The sequence below is a fragment of the Vibrio tarriae genome (assembly GCF_002216685.1).
GTDB classification, from domain to species: domain Bacteria; phylum Pseudomonadota; class Gammaproteobacteria; order Enterobacterales; family Vibrionaceae; genus Vibrio; species Vibrio tarriae.
In genome coordinates, this window is record NZ_CP022353.1 from 1,285,243 (window position 1) to 1,308,724 (window position 23,482).

Sequence of the window (23,482 nt, forward strand, 5' to 3'; positions counted from 1 at the left end):
TAGGTACTTTAGTCACAATCTCACACTTTTACCCCATAACAACCCCAAAACAATTAACTATTTATAAATAAAACTCTTACAATACGCCCTGCATTACCATCAGTAAGCGCTATGCTTACTGCACACCCCCTACAAAAATAAGAATCAAATTCTGGAGTCGACCATGACTGCGCGTGAAACTTTGATGCCGGTTTTGCTTGAAAAAGTCTATCAACTGATTCAAGACAAACTAGAGCTTGCTCAACAACCCTTAGTGACTCAACTTGGACAACACCTGTTCAGTAACATTTCACAAGACGACCTAGTGGAGCGTAACGAATCGGATCTTTATGGTGCAGTGCTCAGTTTATGGCACCACATCAATGAGAAAAAAGCCGATGAACGCTCAGTACGAGTATTTAACCCAACGGTAAGTCGCCAAGGTTGGCAATCGACCCACACTATTGTTGAGATTGTTTTACCAGATAGTCCCTTTCTGGTTGATTCAATCAAAATGGCATTAAGCCGCCTAGGACTGGCATCGCACTTAATGCTCAACGGACCTGCTCATATTGCACGTCACGACGATGGTTCGATCAAAAGCATTAATCAAGGAGAAGGGCAACTGACCTCAATGTTCCACATTGAAGTTGATCGCCTAAGCAGCAAGGAAGAGATGACAGAGCTGAAAAACGAATTGCTGGATATTCTGCATGACACCGCTCTGGTTGTGAAAGATTGGAAACCAATGGTGACCAAGCTTGAACAAGTGATCAATCAGCTGGAAGTGGATAAAAAACAGATCCCCGTTGAAGCCGAACGCCTGCAAGAAACCATTCAGTTCTTACGCTGGCTGGGTAACCATAACTTCACCTTTATGGGTTACAAAGAGTTTGATTTGGTAGAGAAAAATGGCGATACCGAACTGACTCCGACCGATGATAATGGACTTGGCTTGTTCTCTGACAACGAGCGAGTACGCAGCGTTAAACTCTCTCAATTCCCAGATTCGGCAAGGCTCGAAGCCAAAAAGCCATTCCTGTTGATCTTAACCAAAGGCAACAAGCAATCGCGAATCCATCGTCCTGCTTATACCGACTATATCGGGATCAAAAAGTTTGACGCGAAAGGCAAGGTGATCGGTGAGCATCGCTTTACTGGCTTATACACTTCCGCTGTGTACAACCAAAGTGTTGAAGGCATCCCGCTGATCCGCGAAAAAGTAGGGCGCATTCTTGCCGCCAGCGGCTACCGCCAAGGCTCTTACGCCTACAAAGCTCTGCACAATATTCTTGAAAACTACCCACGCGATGAGCTGTTACAAGCCCGTGAAGAAGAGCTGCTTGAAGTAGGCATGGGCGTTGTACAGATGCAAGATCGTGATTTACTGCGCCTATTTGTACGTAAAGATCCATTCGGACGTTTCTTCAGTTGCATGGTGTATGTAACCAAGGAACGTTACAACACTGAGCTGCGTCGTAAGACCCAACAAGTGTTCAAACAGTATTTTGGTTGTGAGCAAGATGTTGAATTTACAACCTATTTCTCAGAAAGCCCACTGGCGAGAACTCACTACATTGTGCGTGTCGACAATAACAACATCAACGTAGATGTGAAAAAGATAGAGCAGAATTTAATGGAAGCCTCAACCTCGTGGGATGATCGTCTCGCAGAAGCCATCGTCGCCAATTTCGGTGAAAGCCGTGGATTACCGCTGTCAAAAGAGTATCAACGTGCCTTCCCACGTTCTTACAAAGAAGACGTATTACCAGGCTCTGCATTGGCCGATATTGAGCATCTTGAAGCGTTAGATGAGCATAATAAACTCGGCATGCTGTTCTATCGTTTACAAGAGAGCGCCAAAGATTCCAAAGCGGTACGCTTAAAGCTCTATCACAAAGACGAACCCATCCATCTATCAGACGTTATGCCGATGCTAGAAAACCTCGGCTTACGCGTGATTGGTGAATCGCCTTATGAAGTAGTGAAAGCTAATGGCCAAGTGTACTGGATCCTTGATTTCTCTATGCTGCATAAGAGTGATAAGCAGGTGGATCTGCGTGAAGCTCGCGATCGATTCCAACAAGCGTTTGCCGCAATCTGGGCAGGAGAGCTAGAGAGTGATGGCTTTAACCGTTTGATTTTAGGTGCATCACTATCCGGTCGTGAAGTTTCGATCCTGCGTGCTTATGCGCGTTATATGCGTCAAGTCGGTTTCCCATTTAGCCAGCACTATATTGAAGATACGCTCAGCCACCATCCCGATCTTGCACAAGGATTAGTGGATCTTTTCCTGCGTCGTTTCGATCCGAAATACAAAGGCGGAGAAAAGGGCCAAGCTGAGATCATCAAATCTCTGACAGAGCAATTAGATCAAGTACAGAGTCTCGACGACGATCGAATTATCCGTCGTTATATGGAGATGATCACAGCAACGCTGCGCACCAACTACTACCAGTTGGATGAGAACAAGCAGAACAAACCTTGGTTATCTCTCAAAATGAAGCCAAGTGAGATCCCTGAAATTCCTGCACCTGTGCCTGCGTTCGAAATCTTCGTGTATGCCCCAGACATTGAAGGGGTGCATTTACGCGGTGGTAAAGTCGCTCGTGGTGGGCTGCGTTGGTCTGATCGCCAAGAAGATTTCCGTACTGAAATTTTAGGCTTGGTCAAAGCACAACAAGTGAAAAATACGGTCATCGTGCCTGTTGGTGCAAAAGGTGGCTTTGTTTGTAAGAAACAGTATCTCTACACCACACGCGATGAGATTTTTGCAGAAGGTCAACGCTGCTACAAACGCTTTATTCGCGCTTTACTCGACGTAACGGATAACATTATTGAAGGGCAAGTGGTTCCGCCTAAGAACGTGGTTCGTCATGATGAAGATGACCCTTATTTGGTGGTGGCTGCGGATAAAGGCACCGCAACCTTTTCTGATTTAGCAAACTCAGTGTCGGCGGAATACCAATTCTGGCTCGGTGATGCTTTTGCTTCAGGGGGGTCAAACGGTTATGACCACAAAGCGATGGGCATTACCGCCAAAGGGGGTTGGGAATCGGTAAAACGTCATTTCCGTGAAATGGGCATTGATTGTCAAACCACCGATTTTACCGCGATTGGCATCGGTGACATGGCCGGCGACGTGTTTGGTAACGGTATGTTGTTATCAAAACATATTCGCTTACTGGCGGCCTTTAACCATATTCATATCTTCATTGATCCCACCCCGGATTCTGCGAGCAGTTGGGAAGAGCGTAATCGCTTGTTTAATCTGCCTCGTTCAAGTTGGGAAGATTACAATCCGAAGCTGATTTCTAAAGGTGGTGGCGTCTTCTCGCGTAAAGCAAAAGCGATTACGCTGACACCTGAAATGCAGAAGATGCTCAACACTAAAAAAACCACGTTGGCACCCAATGAGTTGATCAAGATGATCCTGAAAATGGAAGTCGATCTCCTCTGGAATGGTGGTATCGGTACCTATGTGAAATCATCCATTGAAACACATACCGATGTCGGTGACCGAGCCAATGACGGATTACGTGTCGATGGACGTGAAGTAAACGCTAAAATCATCGGCGAAGGCGGCAACCTTGGTATGACTCAGCGCGGTCGTATCGAGTTTGCACTCAAAGGTGGACGCGTTAACACGGACTTCGTGGATAACGTCGGTGGCGTAGACTGTTCCGATAACGAAGTGAACATCAAGATCTTCCTCAATGGCTTGGTGGCTAATGGTGATTTAACACTCAAACAGCGCAACCAGATCCTTGAGTCGATGAAAGATGAAGTAGGAAGCATCGTGATTGAAGATGCTTATGGACAATCTGAATCGATTTCCGTGACCGAAGCGCAGGGCGTATCACTCATGAAAGAGCAGATCCGCTTTATCCATCACATGGAAAAAGCGGGGTATTTGGATCGAGCTTTAGAGCATATTCCGGATGATGAAACTCTACTTGAGCGTGAAAGACAGGGCATGGGATTAACACGTCCTGAACTTTCGGTGTTGACGGCCTACGGCAAAATGGCGTTGAAAGAAGAGCTGGCCAGTGAAGAGATTGCGCAAGATGAATTCCATGCCAAACAATTGGTTAACTACTTCCCAACTGAGTTACGCGGTCACTATGTACAGCAGATGGTGAACCATCCGCTACGAGTAGAAATCATCGCGACAGCCTTAGCAAACCAAATGGTTAACGAAATGGGCTGCAACTTCGTTACGCGTTTACAAGAAGAGACCGGCTCTAGCGTGGTCGATATTGCGAATGCGTATGCGGCCGCGCGGGAGATTTACGGTTTAGGTACCGTGCTCGAAAAAGTACGCAAACTGGACAACATAGCGCAAAGTAGCGCCCAATATGATGTGATGTTCCTCGTGCGCCGCACTTTGCGTCGCCTGACTCGCTGGTTACTGCGCAACCGTACAGGTAAGCCATCCGTGATAGCAATGGTCGAACGCTATCAAGAGGATGTCAAAGCTATCACCGAACAATTGGATAAGGTTTTGGTGAAAGAGGAGATTGTTGAGCATAATTCTATGGCTGAAAACTGGATAGAGAAGGGCATCGAGAAAGAACTTGCGCATTATGTGGCGCGCCTTTCTAGCCTCTATTCTGCACTGGATATTTCAGCAGTGGCAAAAGAGAAAAGCATGGCTGTTACTCAAACGGCGAAGCTTTATTACCATCTCGGCGATCGATTATCTCTGCACTGGTTCTTGAAACAAATCAACCATCAGGCCGTGGATAACCATTGGCAAGCATTAGCAAGAGCCTCTTTCCGTGAGGATCTCGATTGGCAGCAACGCCAGTTGACGGCTCAAGTGCTCAGTAGCAATTTGAGTGATGCTCAACAGGAAATTGAACTGGCACTTGATAAATGGTTAGAGCGTAACCAAGTCTCAATCAGCCGCTGGGAGAACATCCTCAGCGAGTTTAAAGTCGGTACCGTTCATGAATTTGCCAAATTCTCAGTGGCATTGCGAGAGTTGACCTTGCTCAACTTAAATTGTCTCACTGTAGAATAAGCATTGAATTGCCTGACGAATGAGTCAATAATAACGCCCCGTTTATTCGGGGCTTTTTTCTTTCGGAGGCATTATGCTTTACCGCTTAGCCAGAGCTGGCTTTTTCCAATTGGATGCCGAAAAGGCACACGATCTGGCCATCTCTAATTTCAAACGTTTCACTGGCACTCCTTTCGATCTCTTCTATCGTCAACAACTTCCTCATCGTCCAGTTCAATGCATGGGCTTAACCTTTAAAAATCCAGTCGGTTTAGCAGCAGGGCTCGACAAAAACGGTGAGTGCATCGAAGCGTTTGGCGCGATGGGCTTCGGATTTGTTGAAGTAGGCACGGTCACACCAAGACCACAAGCAGGTAACGACAAACCACGCCTGTTTCGTTTAGTGCATGCTGAAGGCATCATCAATCGAATGGGCTTTAACAATCTGGGTGTTGATCACTTGGTTGAGAATGTTAAGCGAGCCCAATACGATGGGATCATCGGGATCAACATCGGTAAAAACAAAGATACTCCGATTGAGAAAGGGGCAGAGGACTATTTGATCTGTATGGATAAAGTTTATCCTTACGCAGGTTACATCGCCGTAAATATCTCTTCTCCGAACACACCAGGACTTCGCTCTCTACAATACGGTGAAGCGCTGGATGAACTGCTTGCTGCATTGAAAACTCGCCAAGCTGAATTAGCAGCGAAACACGATAAATATGTCCCGCTTGCACTTAAGATTGCACCAGATTTAAGTGACGATGAAATTCAGCAAATCTGCCAATCACTTTTGAAAAACAAAATCGATGGTGTCATCGCGACAAACACCACCTTAGATCGTTCATTGGTTGAAGGGATGAAGTTTGCCAACGAAGCTGGCGGCCTCAGTGGACGACCTTTGCAAAACCGCAGTACAGAAGTTATTAAGTGTCTGTATAAAGAACTCGGTGAAGAAATTCCGATCATCGGGGTCGGTGGTATCGATTCCTACATCTCCGCCAAAGAAAAGCTCTTAGCAGGAGCAAAATTAGTTCAGGTCTATAGCGGCTTTATTTATCAAGGGCCAGGGTTGGTCGCTGATATCGTCAAGAACCTGTAAGCTCCCCGATTTATCAGCGGAATTACTGAGGAAATGTCTAACGCATTTCCTCTTTTTTTTTCTCTGCACCTTCATAGAATTACCGATATTCATAGGCAAGGGTAGGTCACATAGCTTACCTCATCCTCCCAAATGTATCGTTGAGAGTGGAACAATGCTTAAACCAAGTGACAAATGGAGTTGGTACTTCTCAGATAGCGAAGGTTATCTGATGCTCAACCTTGGTGACGATATGCTGTTTCGTACCAATCTCAGTCGCAATCTTTTGGTGGATTGTGCATTCATCGAGAACCCCTTCACCGTAGATGACGCTTCTGATTTTCAGTTGTACAAAGAACACATTGCCTGTCTACCTCTGAGTGAGCCTCGTAAAGCGGAGTTGGCGCTGTACTGTGTGGCCGCAAAACGCTTCCACAAACCCGTACAGCCTAAAAGCTGGTTTTTTGATGTACAGGGAACCACCGGTTATACCCCACAACAAGGTCAGCTGATATCTCTACGAAACTCCCTTAACAGCGGTATTTTTATTGCGTTAGAAGTGGGGGAGAACGCCACTCTTTGCGCGTACAGTGATTTGGTTTCTTTTGCTTTAAACGGCAGCAAAACACTGGAATTTGGTCAAGTAATTAAAGTGATGCACGACAGAATGTCGGATGTGAATACACTTTTGTATACACCCCAAATGGCCATGGTCAGTTAATTTTATATTCAATATTCGTTCCTTTCCTATTTCGTTCCTTCATTTCTTATCGGCGTAAGCCGATTTTTTTTGCCTTTAAATCGAGCTAATCCGTTAGGCAATGTGAGCTCGGTACAAAATTTAGACATCTATTTTTTACTTAAACACAACGAAACAAGGCATTCACTTTGTCATTTTAAGTCAAAAATTCCCGTTTTATGGCCTTTTGTAACTTATTTACAGTGTAAAAATACATCTGGTATAGTCCAAAACAAGCATGCATAAGTAGTCACTAACGAGAATAAATGCTTAGTTAGCAAGCGATAGAACAGGAGTGTGTACACACTGACCGATATGATCGGCATAGAGAGGATCGAATGGGTAAAAGCGAGATTTTTTGGCTTGGTGATGAGTTAGCTTTAGGTATGGTTCACATTGTCAGTTATAATCTGAGACCATTTTTATCAGCAAAAGAACACTATGAATCAGTATCTAGCGGTGACGTCTAACGGCCTTGAGAATCTATTAGTTGAAGAATTAACCCAACTGGGTATTAACGATGCCAAACCCGTTCAGGCCGGGGTTAAATTTAAAGCAACCAATGAACAGATCTATCGCTGCTGTCTATGGAGTCGTCTCGCATCAAGATTTGTTCGTATTGTGGCTGAATTTAAGTGTCAGAATGACTTAGATCTCTATCTTTCAACAACTTCAGTCAACTGGGTCAACTATTTCCACAGTTCTAAAAAGCTCGTTGTTGATTTCAATGGCACGAACCGAGAAATTCGTAATAGCCAATACGGTGCGATGAAAGTCAAAGACGCTATCGTAGATTGCTTCACTAAGAAAAATCTGCCTCGTCCATCGATCAGCAAAGATCTTGCGGATCTTCATATCCATGTTCGCTTACACAAAGAGAATGCTCTGCTGGGTATCGATATGGTGGGTTCAGGCTTGCATGCTCGCGGCTACCGAACTGAGGCAGGTAAAGCGCCATTACGTGAAACATTAGCCGCCGCAATCATTCTGCGCAGTGGTTGGGATGCCAGTAAACCGCTTCTCGATCCTATGTGTGGCTCCGGTACCTTACTGATTGAAGCGGCGATGATGGCTGCCAATATTGCTCCAGGCTTACAACGTAAAAAGTGGGGCTTCGAAGCATTAGAAGATTTCGAACCAGAACTCTGGGCAAGTGTGAAATCAGAAGCCAGCGTTCAAGGTAAACGTGGAGTCAAAAAGGTAGAAACTCATTTCTACGGCGTAGATAACGATAACCGCGTATTGCAGACGGCTAAAGATAACGCCCGTCGTGCCGGAGTAGAAGAGTTAATCAGCTTTACTTTGGGCGATGCGGCAAAGGTAAAACGTCCAGAAAACTTCGCTGAAGGCATTGTGATTTGTAACCCGCCGTACGGTGAGCGCCTAGGTACTCATCCCGGTTTGATCGCCCTGTACACTGCATTTGGTGCACAGCTTAAAGCTGAGTTTGGTGGTTGCCACGCTTCTATTTTCTCGAGTTCTGACGAATTACTCAGTTGTTTGCGCATGCGTGCGGACAAACAATTCAAACTGAATAATGGTGCGTTACCATGTCACCAAAAAAATTACACCATAGCCGTACGAGAGCAAAACAGCGTCAGCAATGAAGGCACTCAAGAAATCTTTATTGCCCCAGATTTTGCCAACCGTTTGAAGAAAAACTTCAACAAGATTGGCAAGTGGGCTAAGCGTGAAGGGCTCGATTGCTTCCGCCTCTATGATGCGGATCTTCCCGAATACAATGTGGCTATTGATGTCTACCAAGATCATCTCATGATCCAAGAATATGCAGCGCCAAAGGATATTCCTGAAGAGAAAGCGAAGCGTCGCTTAACCGATATTATTCGCGCTGCCATTCAAGTGTTGGATGTCGATGCGAATAACGTCGTGCTTAAAGTTCGCGAAAGACAAAAAGGCACTTCGCAATACGAGAAACTCGGCCAGCAAGCACAGACCATGCAAATTACCGAGTATGGCGTGAAGTTGATCGTCAACCTATACGATTATCTCGATACTGGCTTATTCCTTGACCACAAAATTACTCGTCGTCGTTTAGGGCAAATGGCACAAGGCAAAGATTTTCTCAATTTATTTGCCTATACCGGCTCTGCGACAGTACATGCTGCTTGTGGCGGTGCAAAATCGACGACGACCGTCGATATGTCGAAAACTTATCTTGAATGGGCCAAAGAGAATATGCAGCTAAACGGGCAGGTTGGGCGTCAGCACCAGTACGTTCAGGCCGACTGTCTACAGTGGCTCACGAATGCCCAAAGCCAGTACGACCTTATCTTTATTGATCCGCCAACGTTTTCCAATTCTAAACGTATGGATCAAACTTTTGATGTGCAACGTGACCACGTCACGCTTATGACCAATCTTAAACGATTGCTGCGCCCAGAAGGGACAATTGTTTTCTCTAATAACAAGCGCTATTTCAAGATGGATATGGAAGCGCTACACGCTTTGGGGCTCAACGCTCAAAATATCTCGCATCAAACCTTACCGCTGGATTTTGAGCGAAATAAACAAATTCATAACTGCTGGCTGATCACCCATCAGAGTTAGGAAATTCAATGATAACCTTGTACAGCACTGAAGGATGCCATCTCTGTGAGATGGCCTATGCGTTACTCAATGAAGTAGGGCTCACCAAACAAGTTAACGTGGTAGAGATTGCCTTTAATGACGAGCTATTTTCTCGTTACGCGGTCACTATACCGGTTGTCGCTTACCAAGGTAATGAACTGAATTGGCCTTTTGACATACAAGAATTAAGAGAGTGGTTAAAACATAATGGCATTAATTACCATCCATAACGGTTTGCTGGCCTTTGGCGATCACCCATTACTGGATCACGCTGATTTCGCCTTACAAGAAAATGAAAGAGTGTGTCTGGTTGGGCGTAATGGCGCCGGAAAATCCACACTGATGAAAGTACTCGCAGGCGAGATTCTGCTGGATGATGGCAAGATGCAAGTCATGCAAGATGTCGTCGTATCCCGTTTAGAGCAAGATCCGCCTCGCAATCAAGAGGGTACTGTATTTGATTATGTTTCAGGTGGTCTGCAAGGCATTGGCGAACAACTCAAGATCTATCAAGATCAATTAGATCTCGTAGCAACAGACCCAACAGAATCCAACATTAATAAGCTTGCACATATTCAAGAGCAGCTTGAAGTTTCTGGTGCTTGGCGCTTTGAAGATCGAATCAAAAATGTGCTGGGTTCCTTAAAACTAGATGGACACACCAAATTAACCGACCTGTCTGGTGGTTGGCAGCGTAAAGCCGCATTAGCGCGTGCACTGGCGTGTGATCCCGATGTCCTGCTTCTTGACGAACCAACCAACCACCTCGATGTAACAACGATTGAATGGTTAGAAGGTTTTCTGAAAGATTTCCGAGGTTCTATCATTTTCATTTCCCATGACCGTGCTTTTATTAAGTCTATGGCAACCCGCATTGTGGATCTCGATCGCGGTCAACTCAGCTCTTTCCCAGGAGATTATGAAAATTACCTTACTGAAAAAGAAGAGATGCTGCGGGTTGAAGAGCTGCAAAATGCCGAGTTTGATAAAAAGCTCGCTCAGGAAGAGGTTTGGATCCGTCAAGGTATTAAAGCACGAAGAACTCGTAATGAAGGGCGAGTTCGGGCACTGAAACGTCTTCGTCAAGAACGAAGTGAACGTCGTGAAGTACAGGGTAAAGTCAACCTGCAAATCGATGATTCCAACCGCTCAGGGAAAATCGTTTTTGAAGCCGAAAATCTTCATTACTCGATCGGTGGCAAAACCATTGTTGATGGTTTCAGCTTCAACATTATGCGCGGTGACCGAATTGCGTTAATTGGTCCTAATGGTTGTGGCAAAAGTACCTTACTCAAAATTTTGCTAGGTGACTTACAGCCCGATAGCGGCAAAGTACACTGTGGTACTAAGCTTGAGGTCGCCTACTTTGATCAATACCGCGAGTTACTTGATCCTGAAAAAACCGTTATCGATAACTTAGCGGATGGTAAACAAGAAGTGATGGTAGGCGGGCGTCTTCGCCACGCGTTAAGCTATCTACAGGACTTTTTATTCTCACCCAAGCGGGCAAGAACCCCAGTAAAAGCGTTATCTGGCGGAGAAAAGAACCGTTTGCTGCTTGCGCGAATTTTGCTTAAAGCCAACAACCTATTAGTGCTTGATGAACCAACCAACGATTTAGATATCGAAACTTTGGAACTTTTGGAAGAATTGCTTGCCAATTACCAAGGCACTTTATTGCTGGTCAGCCACGATCGTGAATTTGTCGATAACACCGTCACCTCAAGTTGGATTTTTGAAGGTGACGGCAAGATTGAAGAATTTGTCGGTGGCTACCATGACGCTCAGCAACAGCGTGCCCAAGTTTTACAAAGCAGAGCTGCTGAAAATATCGTCAAAAAAGAAAAAGTGGTTGAGGAGTCTCCCAAATCCGCACCATCGAAAACTAAGCAGAAGAAGTTATCTTATAAACTGCAACGCGAACTTGAAGCTCTTCCGCAAAGATTAGAAGAGCTGGAAGTTGAGATCGCAGCGTTACAAGACATCGTCAATAATCCAGACTTTTTCAGTCAGCCTGTCGATAAAACGCAACCCATTTTAGACAAGTTAACTGCAACAGAGCAGGAACTCGAAATTGCTTTTGAGCGTTGGGAAGAGCTTGAAGCGATGCAACAGGAAAGTGAATAGAAAACATGAGTCGTATTACTTTTAAACGTTCGATTTTAGCCAGCGCAGTATTGCTTGCTACCCATACTGCCAACGCGGCACTCTACCAAGTGATGGAAGTGACCCCAAGTACAGGGCAAAGCTACGGTAGTGCATGGGGTGTGGCAATCCAACCAAGTACAGGCAATGATAGCTGTTTTACCAGTTCAACCGTCGGTGGTGTGAATTGTCAAAACTTTGCTTTGGCAGGTGAGACCCGCATTGAAAAAGCCAGCACAGGTAAAGCAGTGGATGGTTTAAGTTACCGTGATGAAGTTGCTTTCGGGATTGATAATGCGTTCTTATATGTACAGGATCGAGACGACTTTGAACGCTACTGTTACAGCGAGCTTTTGTATTCGACATGTAATACCTGGGCAGACCCTCATTGGAATCGTTGGGAAGCAGAGATTGGCGGCAGAGAAGTGAACTCAATTGCTTTTGTTGGTACCGACACTACAGGGGCTACAATTCCCAATGCTCAAAATGAAAATATTGTAATTAATAGTCTTATCGGCCCATCGACTTCTGATGCGATTGGTATACGAATTAAAACAGGCGAAGTGACAACGTATCGTCGAAACGCTGGTACTATTACCGCTGTTAGTACTGGAACTGCTCCTAATTTAACAACAGGCTTTCTTTATACTCGCGCTTGGAAAAACCGTGAATACACTTCTCCTGATAGAAGTTATACAGTGGGCAGTGTATCTCGTCCTTTTAGAAGTAATGAAGGTGATTATTTCTCTTCAAAACCCGCTATATGGAAAAATGATGGAACCGCTGTCGAACTTAACTGGCCAAGCAACCTTGAAAATAAAGACAATCGGCTAGCACAAGGTAGCATGCGAGATGTGCTTGAAAGTGGTGGCAAGCTATATGCTGTTGGGTATAGCACCTATGACCCTGACAATAATTACATGCAAGCCTCTGTTTTCCTACTGGATGACACCAGTAATTTTTCTAATGCTGCGAGCTGGGTAACCAAAGCGGTTTCAGGTGCTGAAGTTAAAATTGGTGGCGATTATATTCACAGTAATTCGGTAGTCACCGATGTAAACAAAAACCTCGTCGCGTTAGGTTCCGCTAAACGCGCTGGTAGCCGACCAGAGAATGGAGCAGCAGGCAATCGATTATTTGTTATCGAAGATGTTTCTGCCAACATTCCGACAGCCAACTTCTTAACAGGTGGCATCTTCTTCACAGGAGCTGGCGGTAAGGCTGGGGCAATTAACAACTATAACGAGATTGTCGGTCAAGTTGACGCGAACGACACTCGTGAGAATGATGGAAAGCCACGCCGCAAAAGAGGATTTATTTATCCATACAGTACCAATGGTAGTGACCCTAGTCGCATGGCTATTTTTGCCAATAAAGCTTGGTGGTTAGATGATCTCACTAACGATGATGCAGCGACAAGCAACAACAACCAGTTCCGTATTATTGACGCTACTGATATTAATGATGCTGGCGTTATCTCTGCAACCGCGCTGAAATGTTCAGGTGGATACGATACGACGGCACATAATTCATTGTGCAGTAACCGCGAAGAAACCGTCGTTGCCGTGAAGTTGATTCCAATATCAGATCCTTCAGTTGCAAAGATTCAACAGCGCTCAACTGAAGAGCAAGCCTCTGAACGTAAAGGGGGAAGCTTCGGATTAGGGCTTTTGATAGTGCTTAGTGCACTAGGGTTCCGTAGAAAATAGAGATTTTTGTCAGGAAGGGCACAAGCTCACAGATTTGGGTTTGTGCCTTTTTTATTGCTTGAGAAAGGCGAATAATTGATCGATTCTGTATTGGTGTGGTCATAAAAGATCCACACAAGTTTAATAGTTGTACGTTACACCAAAGTTACCGTATGAGGACAGAACTATGAAGAGACAAAAGCGTGATCGCCTAGAAAGAGCTCAATCGCAAGGATACAAAGCCGGTCTAAACGGTCGATCCCATGACGAATGTCCCTATCAACAGACGGAAGTACGCTCTTATTGGTTAGGTGGTTGGCGTGATGCTAGAAACGATAAACTTTCTGGTCTCTGCAAATAATTTCCCATACAACAAAGCTTGAAAAGGCTTATCGCTAGGAAAACAGCCCGAAACGGGCTGTTATTCGTTTAGAGATTCTATCTTTAAAACGCAGACGTATCTTGGAACAAGCCAACTTTAAGATCTTTGGCTACGTAGATTTCTTTGCCATCAACAAGTACGCGACCATCGGCTAAACCCATCACTAACTTACGGTTCACCACACGTTTCATGTTAATTTCGTAGGTGACTTTTTTAGCGGTTGGTAAAATTTGTCCTGTAAATTTCACTTCGCCAACGCCAAGCGCGCGACCTTTACCTTTACCGCCAACCCAGCCAAGGAAAAAACCCACCAGTTGCCACATGGCATCTAAGCCCAAGCATCCCGGCATCACTGGGTCTCCTGGGAAATGGCAATCAAAAAACCATAAATCAGGCGTGATATCGAGCTCAGCTAAGATCAAACCTTTACCAAATTCACCTTCAGTTTCTGACATCTTGGTAATGCGATCCATCATCAACATATTTGGCGCTGGAAGTTGAGGATAGCCCTCACCAAACAACTCACCTTGGCTTGACGCTAAAAGATCTTCTCGATTATACGAATCACGTTTGTTCTGCATTATTGATTACTCCATTTTTTGTTGGGTGCATGTTAGTGAACACGTGTACGCCAAACAACTCCGATCAGTGCCAGCTAAGCCAGTTTTTGATCCGTTCCACAATTCCGTGCGGTTGCACAAGTTTTTCAAAATTATCAATTCTTTCAGCGATCTTTGCGATCACGCTGTCTTCATCTTCTCCACGGAAAGGTTTACCCATGAGAAGAGGAATCGCTTCATCCACCGTCGAAACAGGCCAGATGTTGAATTCACCATTCTTAATGCTTTCTACAACTGATTTATGAAGCGCCAAGTGTTTCAGGTTCGAACTTGGCAAAATCACACCCTGTTCTCCAGTTAAGCCTTGGTGACAACAGACGCGATAAAATCCTTCAATTTTTTCATTCAGACCACCGACCGCTTGAACTCGTCCAAATTGGTCAACAGCGCCAGTAACGGCAATCTGTTGGTCAATCGGATACTCAGAAAGCGCACTCACTAATGAACATAATTCCGCCAGTGAAGCGCTATCACCATCAACTTCACTATAAGACTGCTCAAAAACAATCGAAGCAGAAAAGGGCAGAGAACCATCAAGATTCAAGGCGCTACTCACAAAAGCTTGCATAATCATCATGCCTTTAGCATGCAGGTTGCCGCCTAGCTCAACTTTTCTCTCTACATCCGCAATGTCACCATCACCAAAATGGATCACGCAGGAAATACGAGCAGGCTCACCGTAAGGCATTGGGTGCCCAGTTACTTCGATGACTGTCAAGCCATTAACTTGCCCGACTTGTTCACCCTGGGTTTCGATGATCACTTGACCGTCAAGAATGTCGTCTAGAGCTCTTTCGGGTAAATAAGACTCGCGCAGATAGCGTTTATCTAGAGCAATTTCAATATGTTCAGCGTCAATTAACGCTCCTTCAGACTCAAGGCGAGCTTCTTCAAGTAACGCTCGGTGCCACATTAAACAAAGGGGAGCGTAATGTTGATCTTCAGTATAACGAGCACCTGCCGTCATTAGAGACTGGATGGCAGAGCAGGTTAATGAAGGCAAATTGTACTGTTCACACAACCAGCGTAGGTAGCCGAGGTAATCTTCAATCGTTTCCTCTTCTATCTTGAGATCTAATTCGAGCTCTGAAAACAAACACAAACCTGAATGAATGTCAGCATCTAAAAAATCCAGATCGCCAAGTTGCGTGCGATCACCGACAACAATGAGTTTAACGTCGTAACTTGAACCTAAACGGCTAGGGAGCGGAGACTTTGGATCGCAATTGATAGGAGAGACAGTTTCACCCAAAACGGCGGCTTTTACTGTTGGCCAATAGCGTGGATTAGCTAGCAATAAATTCGCTGAAACAATCAAATAACCGCCATTCGCTTGTTCGAGATATCCTGACGTTTTATGAACTAGACCACCATGTTCAACTTTGACTTGGCCTAGAATCTCTGAGATATCTAACGTCTCTGTGCTTACGACAGGAACATCAAGCTCCTGCTCAAGTAATGCGTCTTTAAAGAGAGAGCGATAAATCGAGTTATCGGGAGCATTAATCAAGAGGATTCGACTAAACCCTTTAAGGTGAACAAACTGTTCAAGCGCGCTGGTTAAACGAGGCTGAATCTCGATCAGTGAAATGGGAGCTAGGTTAGGGTAGTTTTCAAAGACTTTGTTAAACTGCTCAAATTGAGGCGTTACACTGCGCCAGATGCTTTGGGTCATTGAGATATCGAACTGATTGAAAAGAGCCAAATTATATAGAAAAAGCCGAGCAGCGAACAGTGAAAGTCGACGATGATCTTTCTCGCTTTTTTGATAGGGAGAATTGCAAGTCTACAGACAGTGGGTTACGCTGTCACTGTATAACAATGGAAAGTGGCCGAAGATGAAATATCAACAACTTGAAAATTTAGAATGTGGTTGGAAATGGCAGTATCTCATCAATAAATGGAAGGATGGAGAGCCCGTTACTCGCTATATTGATAAAAGTGAAATTGAAGCTGCGGTACAGAAGCTCAAGGCGATAGAACATGAACCGACTCATGTACTGTCTTGGATTGAAGAACATATGTCTTCCGAGCTCGATAACAAACTTAAACAAGCGATCAGAGCCAAGCGTAAGCGCCACTTTAATGCAGAACAAATCCATACACGCAAGAAATCTATTGATTTAGATTACCGAGTTTGGGAAAAGTTATCCCTAAAAGCCAATGAGTTAGGTTGTACATTATCCGATGCGATTGAGTATCTACTCAGCGAGGCTTCAAGAAGTGAAAAGGCAAGCAAAACCGTCAACAGTTTAAAAGAAGATCTCAGTCGGTTATTAGCAGAATAAGGAGATGTCTCTTATGGATATGCTGTATGTAATACTTGTTGCGGCGATAATTATCTTCTGGCTAGTCGCGATCGATAGACCCATCTTGGTGGTCAGCTTCAAAGAAGGTCATCTTGTTCGTAGCAAGGGACATTTTCCGCCAACATTCAAACATAACCTTATCGATATCGCTCAACATGAACCTTTTTCAGGGGAAATTAAGGTGTATCAAAAAAGGACTGGAGCCAAGCTGGCGTTTTCGAAGCAAGTCCCGAAAAAGATCCAGCAAAGAATCCGCAACGTATTCCCACACCAAGGCTTTACACGCCAAAGCTCGACATTAAAGAAAGGTCGCTAAGCGTATTAATCATCCTTGCTCGACATCGTCATTGCAAGAAAAAGCTGGTTAAGCTCCAAACAGCACAAGTTCAAACTCGCCAAGAAGATATTTCGGTTACATTTTCCTCCTAGCTTAATCTTGGTGAGATGAATTTGATGAAGTTTTTGAGGCGAGTAATGTTGAGCATTTTCCTCACAATTTTTAGTCAATCAACGATTGCAGACGATGCGGAATTGAATCGAGTGGCAAAGAAAATCAAGACTCAAATTGAAAAGTCGATCAAAAAGAGCAAAAAACCACTTGAAGGTTACTGTGATGTTTTTGTTGATTTAGATTACACACATCCGAAAAATGCTGTCGTAAAGAAAGTTTCCACATTAGGTGACAACGAGCTTTGCTTAATTGCCAAGAAAACTATCAAGGTGGGCAATAAGTATGTTTATGATTGGCCTGAGAAATACATAAGGGTTCAGCTTGTTTCAAAATAGCTCAAGACCGAGGCTATATAAATAATTCTGTGTAACTGAGAACACATCAAAAAATGCATGCCTGGATATCATTTTACGGACATTGTCAATAAATGTAGTGCATTGGTGTTAAGCCATGGCGCCCATAGTGAGGCTATATTTAACTGCGTATTACGTGCATTATGTTAAATACGACATCAGAACGAGTTGATAACCCCAATCAGCTCCCTCTTTTTCATCAGGCATTAAACATAACTGCATTTACCATAAAATACCTAATAACTATATTTATCATTTGCCAATGTTAAGTATAATTATTAGCTTTAGCTTAAGAAGCGTTTAACGACATGCATGATGTCTTTGCTTCGGATTGGCTTTAGCACAATGTCATTCATCCCTGCATCTATACAGCTTTGTTTATCACTTCCTGCAGTATGGGCAGTAAGTGCGATGATTGGGATGTCAATATTCTTATCTCGAATTATCTTCGTCGCGGCAATACCATCCATAATAGGCATCGATATATCCATTAACACAAGATCAAACCCATGTTTTTTTTCTAAAAGATCCACGGCTTGCAACCCATTTTCAGCAATCGTCACATCATAACCTACCTTATTAAGCAAAAGTTGAATGACCATTTGATTGGTTTTAGTATCTTCAACAACAAGAATGTGATGATTTTTCAAATGAACACTTTGTTGTAATGTAAGATCATTCTGTTTAATACATTTTAAGCGAGATTGAAGTGGAATATTTAAAGTAAAAGTCGTGCCTACACTGATTTCACTTTCAACTTGGATTGTGCCTCCCATCAATTCAACTAAATGCTTGGTAATCGCAAGGCCTAATCCCGTTCCACCATAATTTCTTGTAATTGAATTATCAGCTTGAATAAAAGGAGTGAATAATTGGTTGACTCGTTTTCTTTCAATGCCAATCCCTGTGTCTTTGACTTGGAATATAACCCCATCCATGGTGTAGTCTAATACAATGTCTACTCGACCTTGTTTGGTGAACTTAATGGCATTACCAACAATATTAAACAATATTTGAGTGAGTCTTGCCGAGTCGGTGTAGTACTCTAATGTTGGATTCTTATTAGATTGAACATAAAAGTGCACACCTTTATCTTGCGCAATCTGTCTGTGATAAACCAAAGATTGGTCTAGTTTCTTTTCCAGATCCAACCAGTGACAGTGTAATGAAAAGTGCCCAGACTCGATTCGGCTTAAATCTAGAATATCATTGATAATAATGAGAAGTAGCTCAGCAGAATTCTCCATCTGTTCAAGCAACTCAATTTGATAACTTGTTGACTCTACTCTCAATATATCAATCAAACCAAGAACGGCATTCAAAGGTGTTCTTAATTCATGGCTCATCATTGCAAGGAAGTTTGACTTAGATTGATTCGCTTGTTCAGCTAATTTTTGCGCCAAGCGTAATTCGCGAGTTCTTATTTCCACGAGCTTTTGCAGCTCTTCTTTATGTTCAATATCTGAAATAGCCCTTTCTAACAACGGTCTAAAACGTGACAACGTCTCTTTTGCTTCTAAAGAAAATTGACCTTTATTATTCCCTAATAAAATCAGAACAGAATCGCTGATTTGAGCTTGAATTCCTGTAATCAAAGCGGAATAAATCGGCCTATCAATAGACTCAACTAAACACGAAAACTCATCTAACTTACAAGGTTCAAATAACAGAATACATTCACCATTAAGCACACGCTGAAATTTAGTTCCATTTGGCCAAAGCACATTGTTAAATGTTGAATTTGAGGCGATAGTTGTATGGAAATGATAGCAATTTTTATCTTTGGAAATAACAATAAAATCATCAAACTTAATATATCGATTCAACAATGTTTTTAATTCTTCAAAGATGTGATTTTTGTTGGTAGCGACACTGAATGCAGAGATGGCAGCTAGAATTACCCTATTTTCCTCCGCAAGCTGCTTTCCTCGCTCAATGCTTCTTTGTAACTCAAGAGTAAGTTCATTCACTTTTTCTGTGTATTCAGAATCCATTTTCATGCCTCATAAAATACAACAGATGAAATCATTAAGTTACCATGCGCATTTTCACCATTGATAAAACGGCCTTGCTCTCCAAATGTAAATGGGCAAATAAAAGCGCAACCATTTAGTTGCTCCATTATTTTTAGTTGAACCTTATGTATGTCTTGCCCCAGCCTTAACATGGATCCTGCACAGAATATAGTTAGAGACCCAAATAAAGCTTTATCTTGGTAACTTTTATAACTTGCTTCCTGAATAACACGGGTCACACGTTCAATGAGTTGATTTTGCGATCCCGTCATCAAACAGACTTGCTCTCCGACTTCCACATTAGCAAACATTTCAAGCCCACCATTTTCAGTTTTTCTAACCGGGTGGGTAAGCTTATATTGCGTTGAACAAGTCTCCCCTTTTCCAACAACTCTTCCCAGAGGGAAACGAGTTACATGTTCGAATAGATATTGTTCAGTAATTTGAATTCCCGAGTGATCGCCGACCCACTCTTTATATAGCCGACTCGCAGTTTCGTTATCGATCTCCTCAATCACCCTGCCTTTAGCTTTAGTAATGACACCAGAAAATTCTGTTGGAGAGTATCCGGCACTAAATCCACTAAAAACAGGCTGTGATGGAAACATCATTTGCAATGCAATGCCTTTATCGGTTGCGCCTTCCTGCGTAAAGATAGACCAATTTTGACTGATAAAATTATCCGCAGCGCTCCCTCCAATAATTGGGACTTGAGAACCAAACTTATTATCAATACTTTCAATTAATGCTTCTTCAATGCCAGGTGTGGCATGCAAAAGCACAAGACTAGGTAATTCTCCCGCTCTATTAGCATTTTCTAGTGCATTATCAATTGCCTGATCAACTAACTCAGAGATCGGGCTGTTATCAGACAGAGAGATCAAAGCAGTGCCATAGGCTGCTTGGGAATGGTCATAAATCCCCATTAATCCCACTGCCGGATTGGGAAAATAGCCATCCTGCGTCATCACACCACGAAAGGAAGAACACCCGATAATGGGGATATTGGGAAAAGCAGCTTTTAACACAGATGAAAGATGTTGAGCATCAAATTCTTCGGTGAAATAGCAGATTAAATTCGATAACCCTTCACCATCCATAGACTGTTGAAGTTCATGGATACAAGAATAGACATCAATTTGAGTAGAAACGGTTGTTTTTAGCCGCATTGAATGAGTTTTGTATACCTAAGATGACACTGTTTATACCTGATACATCGGATTGTTTAAATAGCGCCAATCTATGGTTGAGGCTTTGAGTGATGATTTTACGGTAGGTAACGCAGTTTTAGTGTGATGCCATGGTTAATTTTAAGCTCAATGTTTTCTTGATTTTTTGGGGAAAGTAACAACACTCCCGACTGATATTCAGCCACTCCATTTACTTGGAGTGACCATCGCTCATCCCATGGTGACAAGGAATACTTTGGGGCGTCTTGGGACTCGAGCTGAGAAACAGTAATACGCTTACCCTCTATATAGAATTGGCAAGGTTTCTCCATCCCACAGGTGATGAGCGTACCACTTTCATGTGAGAAGGTTCGCCATAGAAAAGCACTAATCAACACCTGCAAGGTGATTAGGATTTGAGCAAGTCTGGCTTTTGTAAGTTTTTCGGCTGCCATGAACGCGGGTTCCTCGTGTAACAAACTTCAAATTTTTGAAATAAAAGGCCAAAACCTGATGGAGTGTAAGGTTACTACACTGTCATTGAATTGTTAATTGAAGTATAGTTAGACGTTGAAAATGCCACTTTTTCATAAAGTCAGCAACAAAAATTAACAGTTTAGATGTCATTGTTTTTGTTGTGGATTTGGGTGGTGTTACGACGAAAGTCGTGTTGGAAGTAAAAGTGTAGTTAATTAAACATTGGAAGCATGCAAATGAGCCAAGAAAAGCAGCTTGAACAAAACTACAACTATACCGTGGTCCGCCAATTTACCCTGGTAACAATTCTCTGGGGTATCGTCGGTATGGCTGTAGGGGTTTTGATTGCCGCTCAATTAGTTTGGCCACAGCTAAACTTTGATACGCCGTGGTTGACGTACAGTCGCTTACGTCCTCTGCATACTAATGCGGTAATTTTTGCGTTTGGTACAAGTGCCCTGTTTGCAACATCATATTATGTTGTGCAGCGTACTTGCCAAACTCGTCTGTTCGGTGGACCGTTAGTTCCCTTTACCTTTTGGGGATGGCAAGCGATTATCGTTTCCGCTGCAATCACCTTACCTTTGGGTTACACCTCAGGTAAAGAGTACGCAGAACTGGAATGGCCAATCGACATCGCCATCGCAGCGGTTTGGGTCGCTTATGCGGTTGTGTTCTTTGGAACCCTAGTAAAACGTAAAACATCTCATATTTACGTGGCTAACTGGTTCTTCGGTGCCTTTATTATTACCGTTGCGGTATTGCACATTGTAAACAGTATGGCGCTCCCCGTTTCGATGGGTAAGTCTTACTCAATCTACGCTGGTGCCGTCGATGCCATGGTGCAATGGTGGTATGGTCACAACGCTGTAGGTTTCCTGCTCACGGCTGGCTTCCTCGGCATGATGTACTACTTTGTTCCTAAACAAGCTGAACGCCCAGTCTACTCTTACCGTCTGTCTATCGTTCACTTTTGGGCTCTGATTTCTCTCTACATTTGGGCAGGTCCGCACCATTTGCATTACACCGCACTACCTGACTGGACTCAGTCTTTGGGTATGGTAATGTCTCTCGTGCTGTTCGCACCCTCTTGGGGTGGGATGATCAACGGTATCATGACTCTTTCTGGTGCATGGCATAAGCTGCGCTATGATCCGATTCTTCGTTTCTTGATCGTTTCTCTGTCTTTCTACGGCATGTCTACGTTTGAAGGACCGATGATGTCAATCAAGACCGTCAATGCTCTATCCCACTACACCGACTGGACGATTGGTCACGTTCACTCTGGTGCGCTTGGTTGGGTAGCAATGGTGTCGATTGGTTCTGTATACCATCTGATCCCACGTCTTTTTGGACAAGAGCGCATGTACTCTGTCAGTCTGATCAATGCTCACTTCTGGTTAGCCACGATTGGTACAGTTCTGTACATCGTTGCAATGTGGATCTCCGGCGTAATGCAAGGTTTGATGTGGCGTGCAGTGAACTCTGACGGCACACTGACATACAGCTTTGTCGAGTCAGTGCAAGCGTCATATCCGTTCTATACCGTGCGTTTCATCGGTGGTTTCATCTTCTTGTCTGGGATGTTCCTGATGGCTTACAACGCCTATAAGACCATTTCTGCACCTAAAAATAGCCTAAAAGCTATTGTGCAACCGGCATAAGGAGAATTAAGCAATGAGTTCTAATTCTAATAATCGCCATGAACTACTTGAGCGTAATGTCGGCTTACTGGCTATTTTCATTGTTTTTGCCATCAGTTGGGGGGCTCTGGTTGAGATTACTCCATTGATTTTCCAAAAACAGACCACGGAAGAAGTACAGAACCTCAAACCTTATACTGCGTTGCAACTCGAAGGTCGCGACATTTACATCCGTGAAGGTTGTAACGTTTGTCACAGCCAGATGGTGCGTCCATTCCGTTCTGAAACCGAGCGTTATGGCCATTACTCTGTGGCAGGTGAAAGTGTTTGGGAACACCCATTTTTATGGGGCTCTAAGCGTACTGGTCCTGACTTAGCACGTGTGGGTGGTCGTTATTCTGATGAATGGCATCGTGTTCACCTATTGAACCCACGTGAACTGGTTCCTGAGTCAAATATGCCTGCATTCCCATGGCTGGCAAAAAACACTCTGGACGGTAAATACACGCAACAAAAGATGACCTTGTTCCGTGACAAGTTTGGTGTTCCGTACACAGATGAACAAATCGCAAATGCGACAAAAGATGTAGAAGGTAAAACAGAGATGGATGCCATCATTGCTTATCTTCAATCTCTTGGTCATGCAATGAAATAGCAGAGGTAATTATGGATATCGGTACTATTCACAGTATTTGGACCATAGTGCTGTTCGTATGCTTTATAGGCGTGGTTTGGTGGGCTTATGGCAAAAAGCGTAAAGCGCGTTTTGATGAAGCTGCAAACCTCATCTTCGCCGATGAAGAGCAAAATACCTCGAAAAACAAGGAGTGACTA

General features: G+C 43.7%; 19 protein-coding genes. 14 read left to right on the forward strand and 5 right to left on the reverse strand.

What is annotated here, in order from left to right; genetic code table 11:
* Positions 1–163 precede the first annotated feature (163 nt).
* From CEQ48_RS11560 to rmf, 8 genes are all read left to right on the forward strand, one after another.
* Positions 164–5,005: an NAD-glutamate dehydrogenase gene (locus tag CEQ48_RS11560; protein WP_089071341.1), complete on the forward strand. Its 4,842-nt coding sequence runs from the start codon at positions 164–166 to the stop codon at positions 5,003–5,005.
* 73 nt (positions 5,006–5,078) lie between these two features.
* The gene (gene pyrD / locus CEQ48_RS11565) at positions 5,079–6,089 is read left to right on the forward strand and encodes a quinone-dependent dihydroorotate dehydrogenase (protein WP_069216594.1); all 1,011 of its coding nucleotides are present in this window, start codon (positions 5,079–5,081) and stop codon (positions 6,087–6,089) included.
* 154 nt (positions 6,090–6,243) lie between these two features.
* The gene (locus CEQ48_RS11570; protein ID WP_089071342.1) at positions 6,244–6,789 is read left to right on the forward strand and encodes a cell division protein ZapC; all 546 of its coding nucleotides are present in this window, start codon (positions 6,244–6,246) and stop codon (positions 6,787–6,789) included.
* Positions 6,790–7,248: 459 nt separating this feature from the next.
* Positions 7,249–9,375, forward strand: coding sequence for a bifunctional 23S rRNA (guanine(2069)-N(7))-methyltransferase RlmK/23S rRNA (guanine(2445)-N(2))-methyltransferase RlmL (gene rlmKL, locus CEQ48_RS11580; RefSeq protein ID WP_089071344.1), 2,127 nt, complete (start codon positions 7,249–7,251; stop codon positions 9,373–9,375).
* A gap of 8 nt (positions 9,376–9,383) precedes the next feature.
* On the forward strand, positions 9,384–9,626 hold the full coding sequence (locus tag CEQ48_RS11585; protein ID WP_089071345.1) for a glutaredoxin family protein: 243 nt from the start codon (positions 9,384–9,386) through the stop codon (positions 9,624–9,626).
* Positions 9,604–11,523 carry an ABC transporter ATP-binding protein gene (locus CEQ48_RS11590; protein WP_089071346.1) on the forward strand — a complete coding sequence of 640 codons (1,920 nt, stop codon included), beginning with the start codon at positions 9,604–9,606 and terminating at the stop codon, positions 11,521–11,523. The genes CEQ48_RS11585 and CEQ48_RS11590 overlap by 23 nt, the downstream gene beginning before the upstream one ends.
* A gap of 5 nt (positions 11,524–11,528) precedes the next feature.
* On the forward strand, positions 11,529–13,250 hold the full coding sequence (locus tag CEQ48_RS11595; RefSeq protein WP_089071347.1) for a DUF3466 family protein: 1,722 nt from the start codon (positions 11,529–11,531) through the stop codon (positions 13,248–13,250).
* 166 nt (positions 13,251–13,416) lie between these two features.
* Positions 13,417–13,590 carry a ribosome modulation factor gene (gene rmf / locus CEQ48_RS11600; protein ID WP_001881287.1) on the forward strand — a complete coding sequence of 58 codons (174 nt, stop codon included), beginning with the start codon at positions 13,417–13,419 and terminating at the stop codon, positions 13,588–13,590.
* Between the two features lie 83 nt (positions 13,591–13,673).
* Here rmf and fabA read toward each other — a convergent pair whose 3' ends face one another.
* Positions 13,674–14,192 (reverse strand): bifunctional 3-hydroxydecanoyl-ACP dehydratase/trans-2-decenoyl-ACP isomerase, encoded by a 519-nt coding sequence (gene fabA / locus CEQ48_RS11605; protein WP_001180252.1) that lies wholly within the window; start codon positions 14,190–14,192, stop codon positions 13,674–13,676.
* 64 nt (positions 14,193–14,256) lie between these two features.
* A complete protein-coding gene (locus tag CEQ48_RS11610; protein WP_089071348.1) occupies positions 14,257–15,906 on the reverse strand; it encodes a S16 family serine protease in 1,650 nt (549 codons plus the stop codon).
* Positions 15,907–16,069: 163 nt separating this feature from the next.
* Here CEQ48_RS11610 and matP point away from each other — a divergent pair, with 163 nt between their 5' ends.
* From matP to CEQ48_RS11625, 3 genes are all read left to right on the forward strand, one after another.
* Entirely contained in the window at positions 16,070–16,519 is a 450-nt protein-coding gene (matP, locus tag CEQ48_RS11615) for a macrodomain Ter protein MatP (RefSeq protein WP_029627503.1), read from the forward strand.
* A gap of 19 nt (positions 16,520–16,538) precedes the next feature.
* Positions 16,539–16,856, forward strand: coding sequence for a DUF3634 family protein (locus CEQ48_RS11620; protein ID WP_181714731.1), 318 nt, complete (start codon positions 16,539–16,541; stop codon positions 16,854–16,856).
* 158 nt (positions 16,857–17,014) lie between these two features.
* Positions 17,015–17,326: a hypothetical protein gene (locus CEQ48_RS11625; protein WP_089071351.1), complete on the forward strand. Its 312-nt coding sequence runs from the start codon at positions 17,015–17,017 to the stop codon at positions 17,324–17,326.
* A 302-nt stretch (positions 17,327–17,628) separates the two neighbouring features.
* Here CEQ48_RS11625 and CEQ48_RS11630 read toward each other — a convergent pair whose 3' ends face one another.
* From CEQ48_RS11630 to CEQ48_RS11640, 3 genes are all read right to left on the reverse strand, one after another.
* Complete coding sequence (locus CEQ48_RS11630; protein ID WP_181712647.1) at positions 17,629–19,338, reverse strand: ATP-binding protein; 1,710 nt, start codon at positions 19,336–19,338, stop codon at positions 17,629–17,631.
* Positions 19,339–19,340: 2 nt separating this feature from the next.
* Positions 19,341–20,387, reverse strand: coding sequence for an FIST signal transduction protein (locus tag CEQ48_RS11635; RefSeq protein WP_232477897.1), 1,047 nt, complete (start codon positions 20,385–20,387; stop codon positions 19,341–19,343).
* 239 nt (positions 20,388–20,626) lie between these two features.
* Positions 20,627–20,983, reverse strand: a complete 357-nt coding sequence (locus tag CEQ48_RS11640) for a hypothetical protein (RefSeq protein WP_198301271.1) — start codon at positions 20,981–20,983, stop codon at positions 20,627–20,629.
* A 258-nt stretch (positions 20,984–21,241) separates the two neighbouring features.
* On the opposite strand from CEQ48_RS11640, the gene ccoN reads away from it, so the two are divergent.
* The 3 genes from ccoN to CEQ48_RS11655 are packed head-to-tail and all read left to right on the forward strand — an operon-like array spanning position 21,242 to position 23,479.
* Positions 21,242–22,669 carry a cytochrome-c oxidase, cbb3-type subunit I gene (gene ccoN / locus CEQ48_RS11645; protein ID WP_000076726.1) on the forward strand — a complete coding sequence of 476 codons (1,428 nt, stop codon included), beginning with the start codon at positions 21,242–21,244 and terminating at the stop codon, positions 22,667–22,669.
* 13 nt (positions 22,670–22,682) lie between these two features.
* A complete protein-coding gene (gene ccoO / locus CEQ48_RS11650) occupies positions 22,683–23,303 on the forward strand; it encodes a cytochrome-c oxidase, cbb3-type subunit II (RefSeq protein WP_000097777.1) in 621 nt (206 codons plus the stop codon).
* An 11-nt stretch (positions 23,304–23,314) separates the two neighbouring features.
* Positions 23,315–23,479 (forward strand): CcoQ/FixQ family Cbb3-type cytochrome c oxidase assembly chaperone, encoded by a 165-nt coding sequence (locus tag CEQ48_RS11655; protein WP_000351118.1) that lies wholly within the window; start codon positions 23,315–23,317, stop codon positions 23,477–23,479.
* Positions 23,480–23,482: the final 3 nt, after the last annotated feature.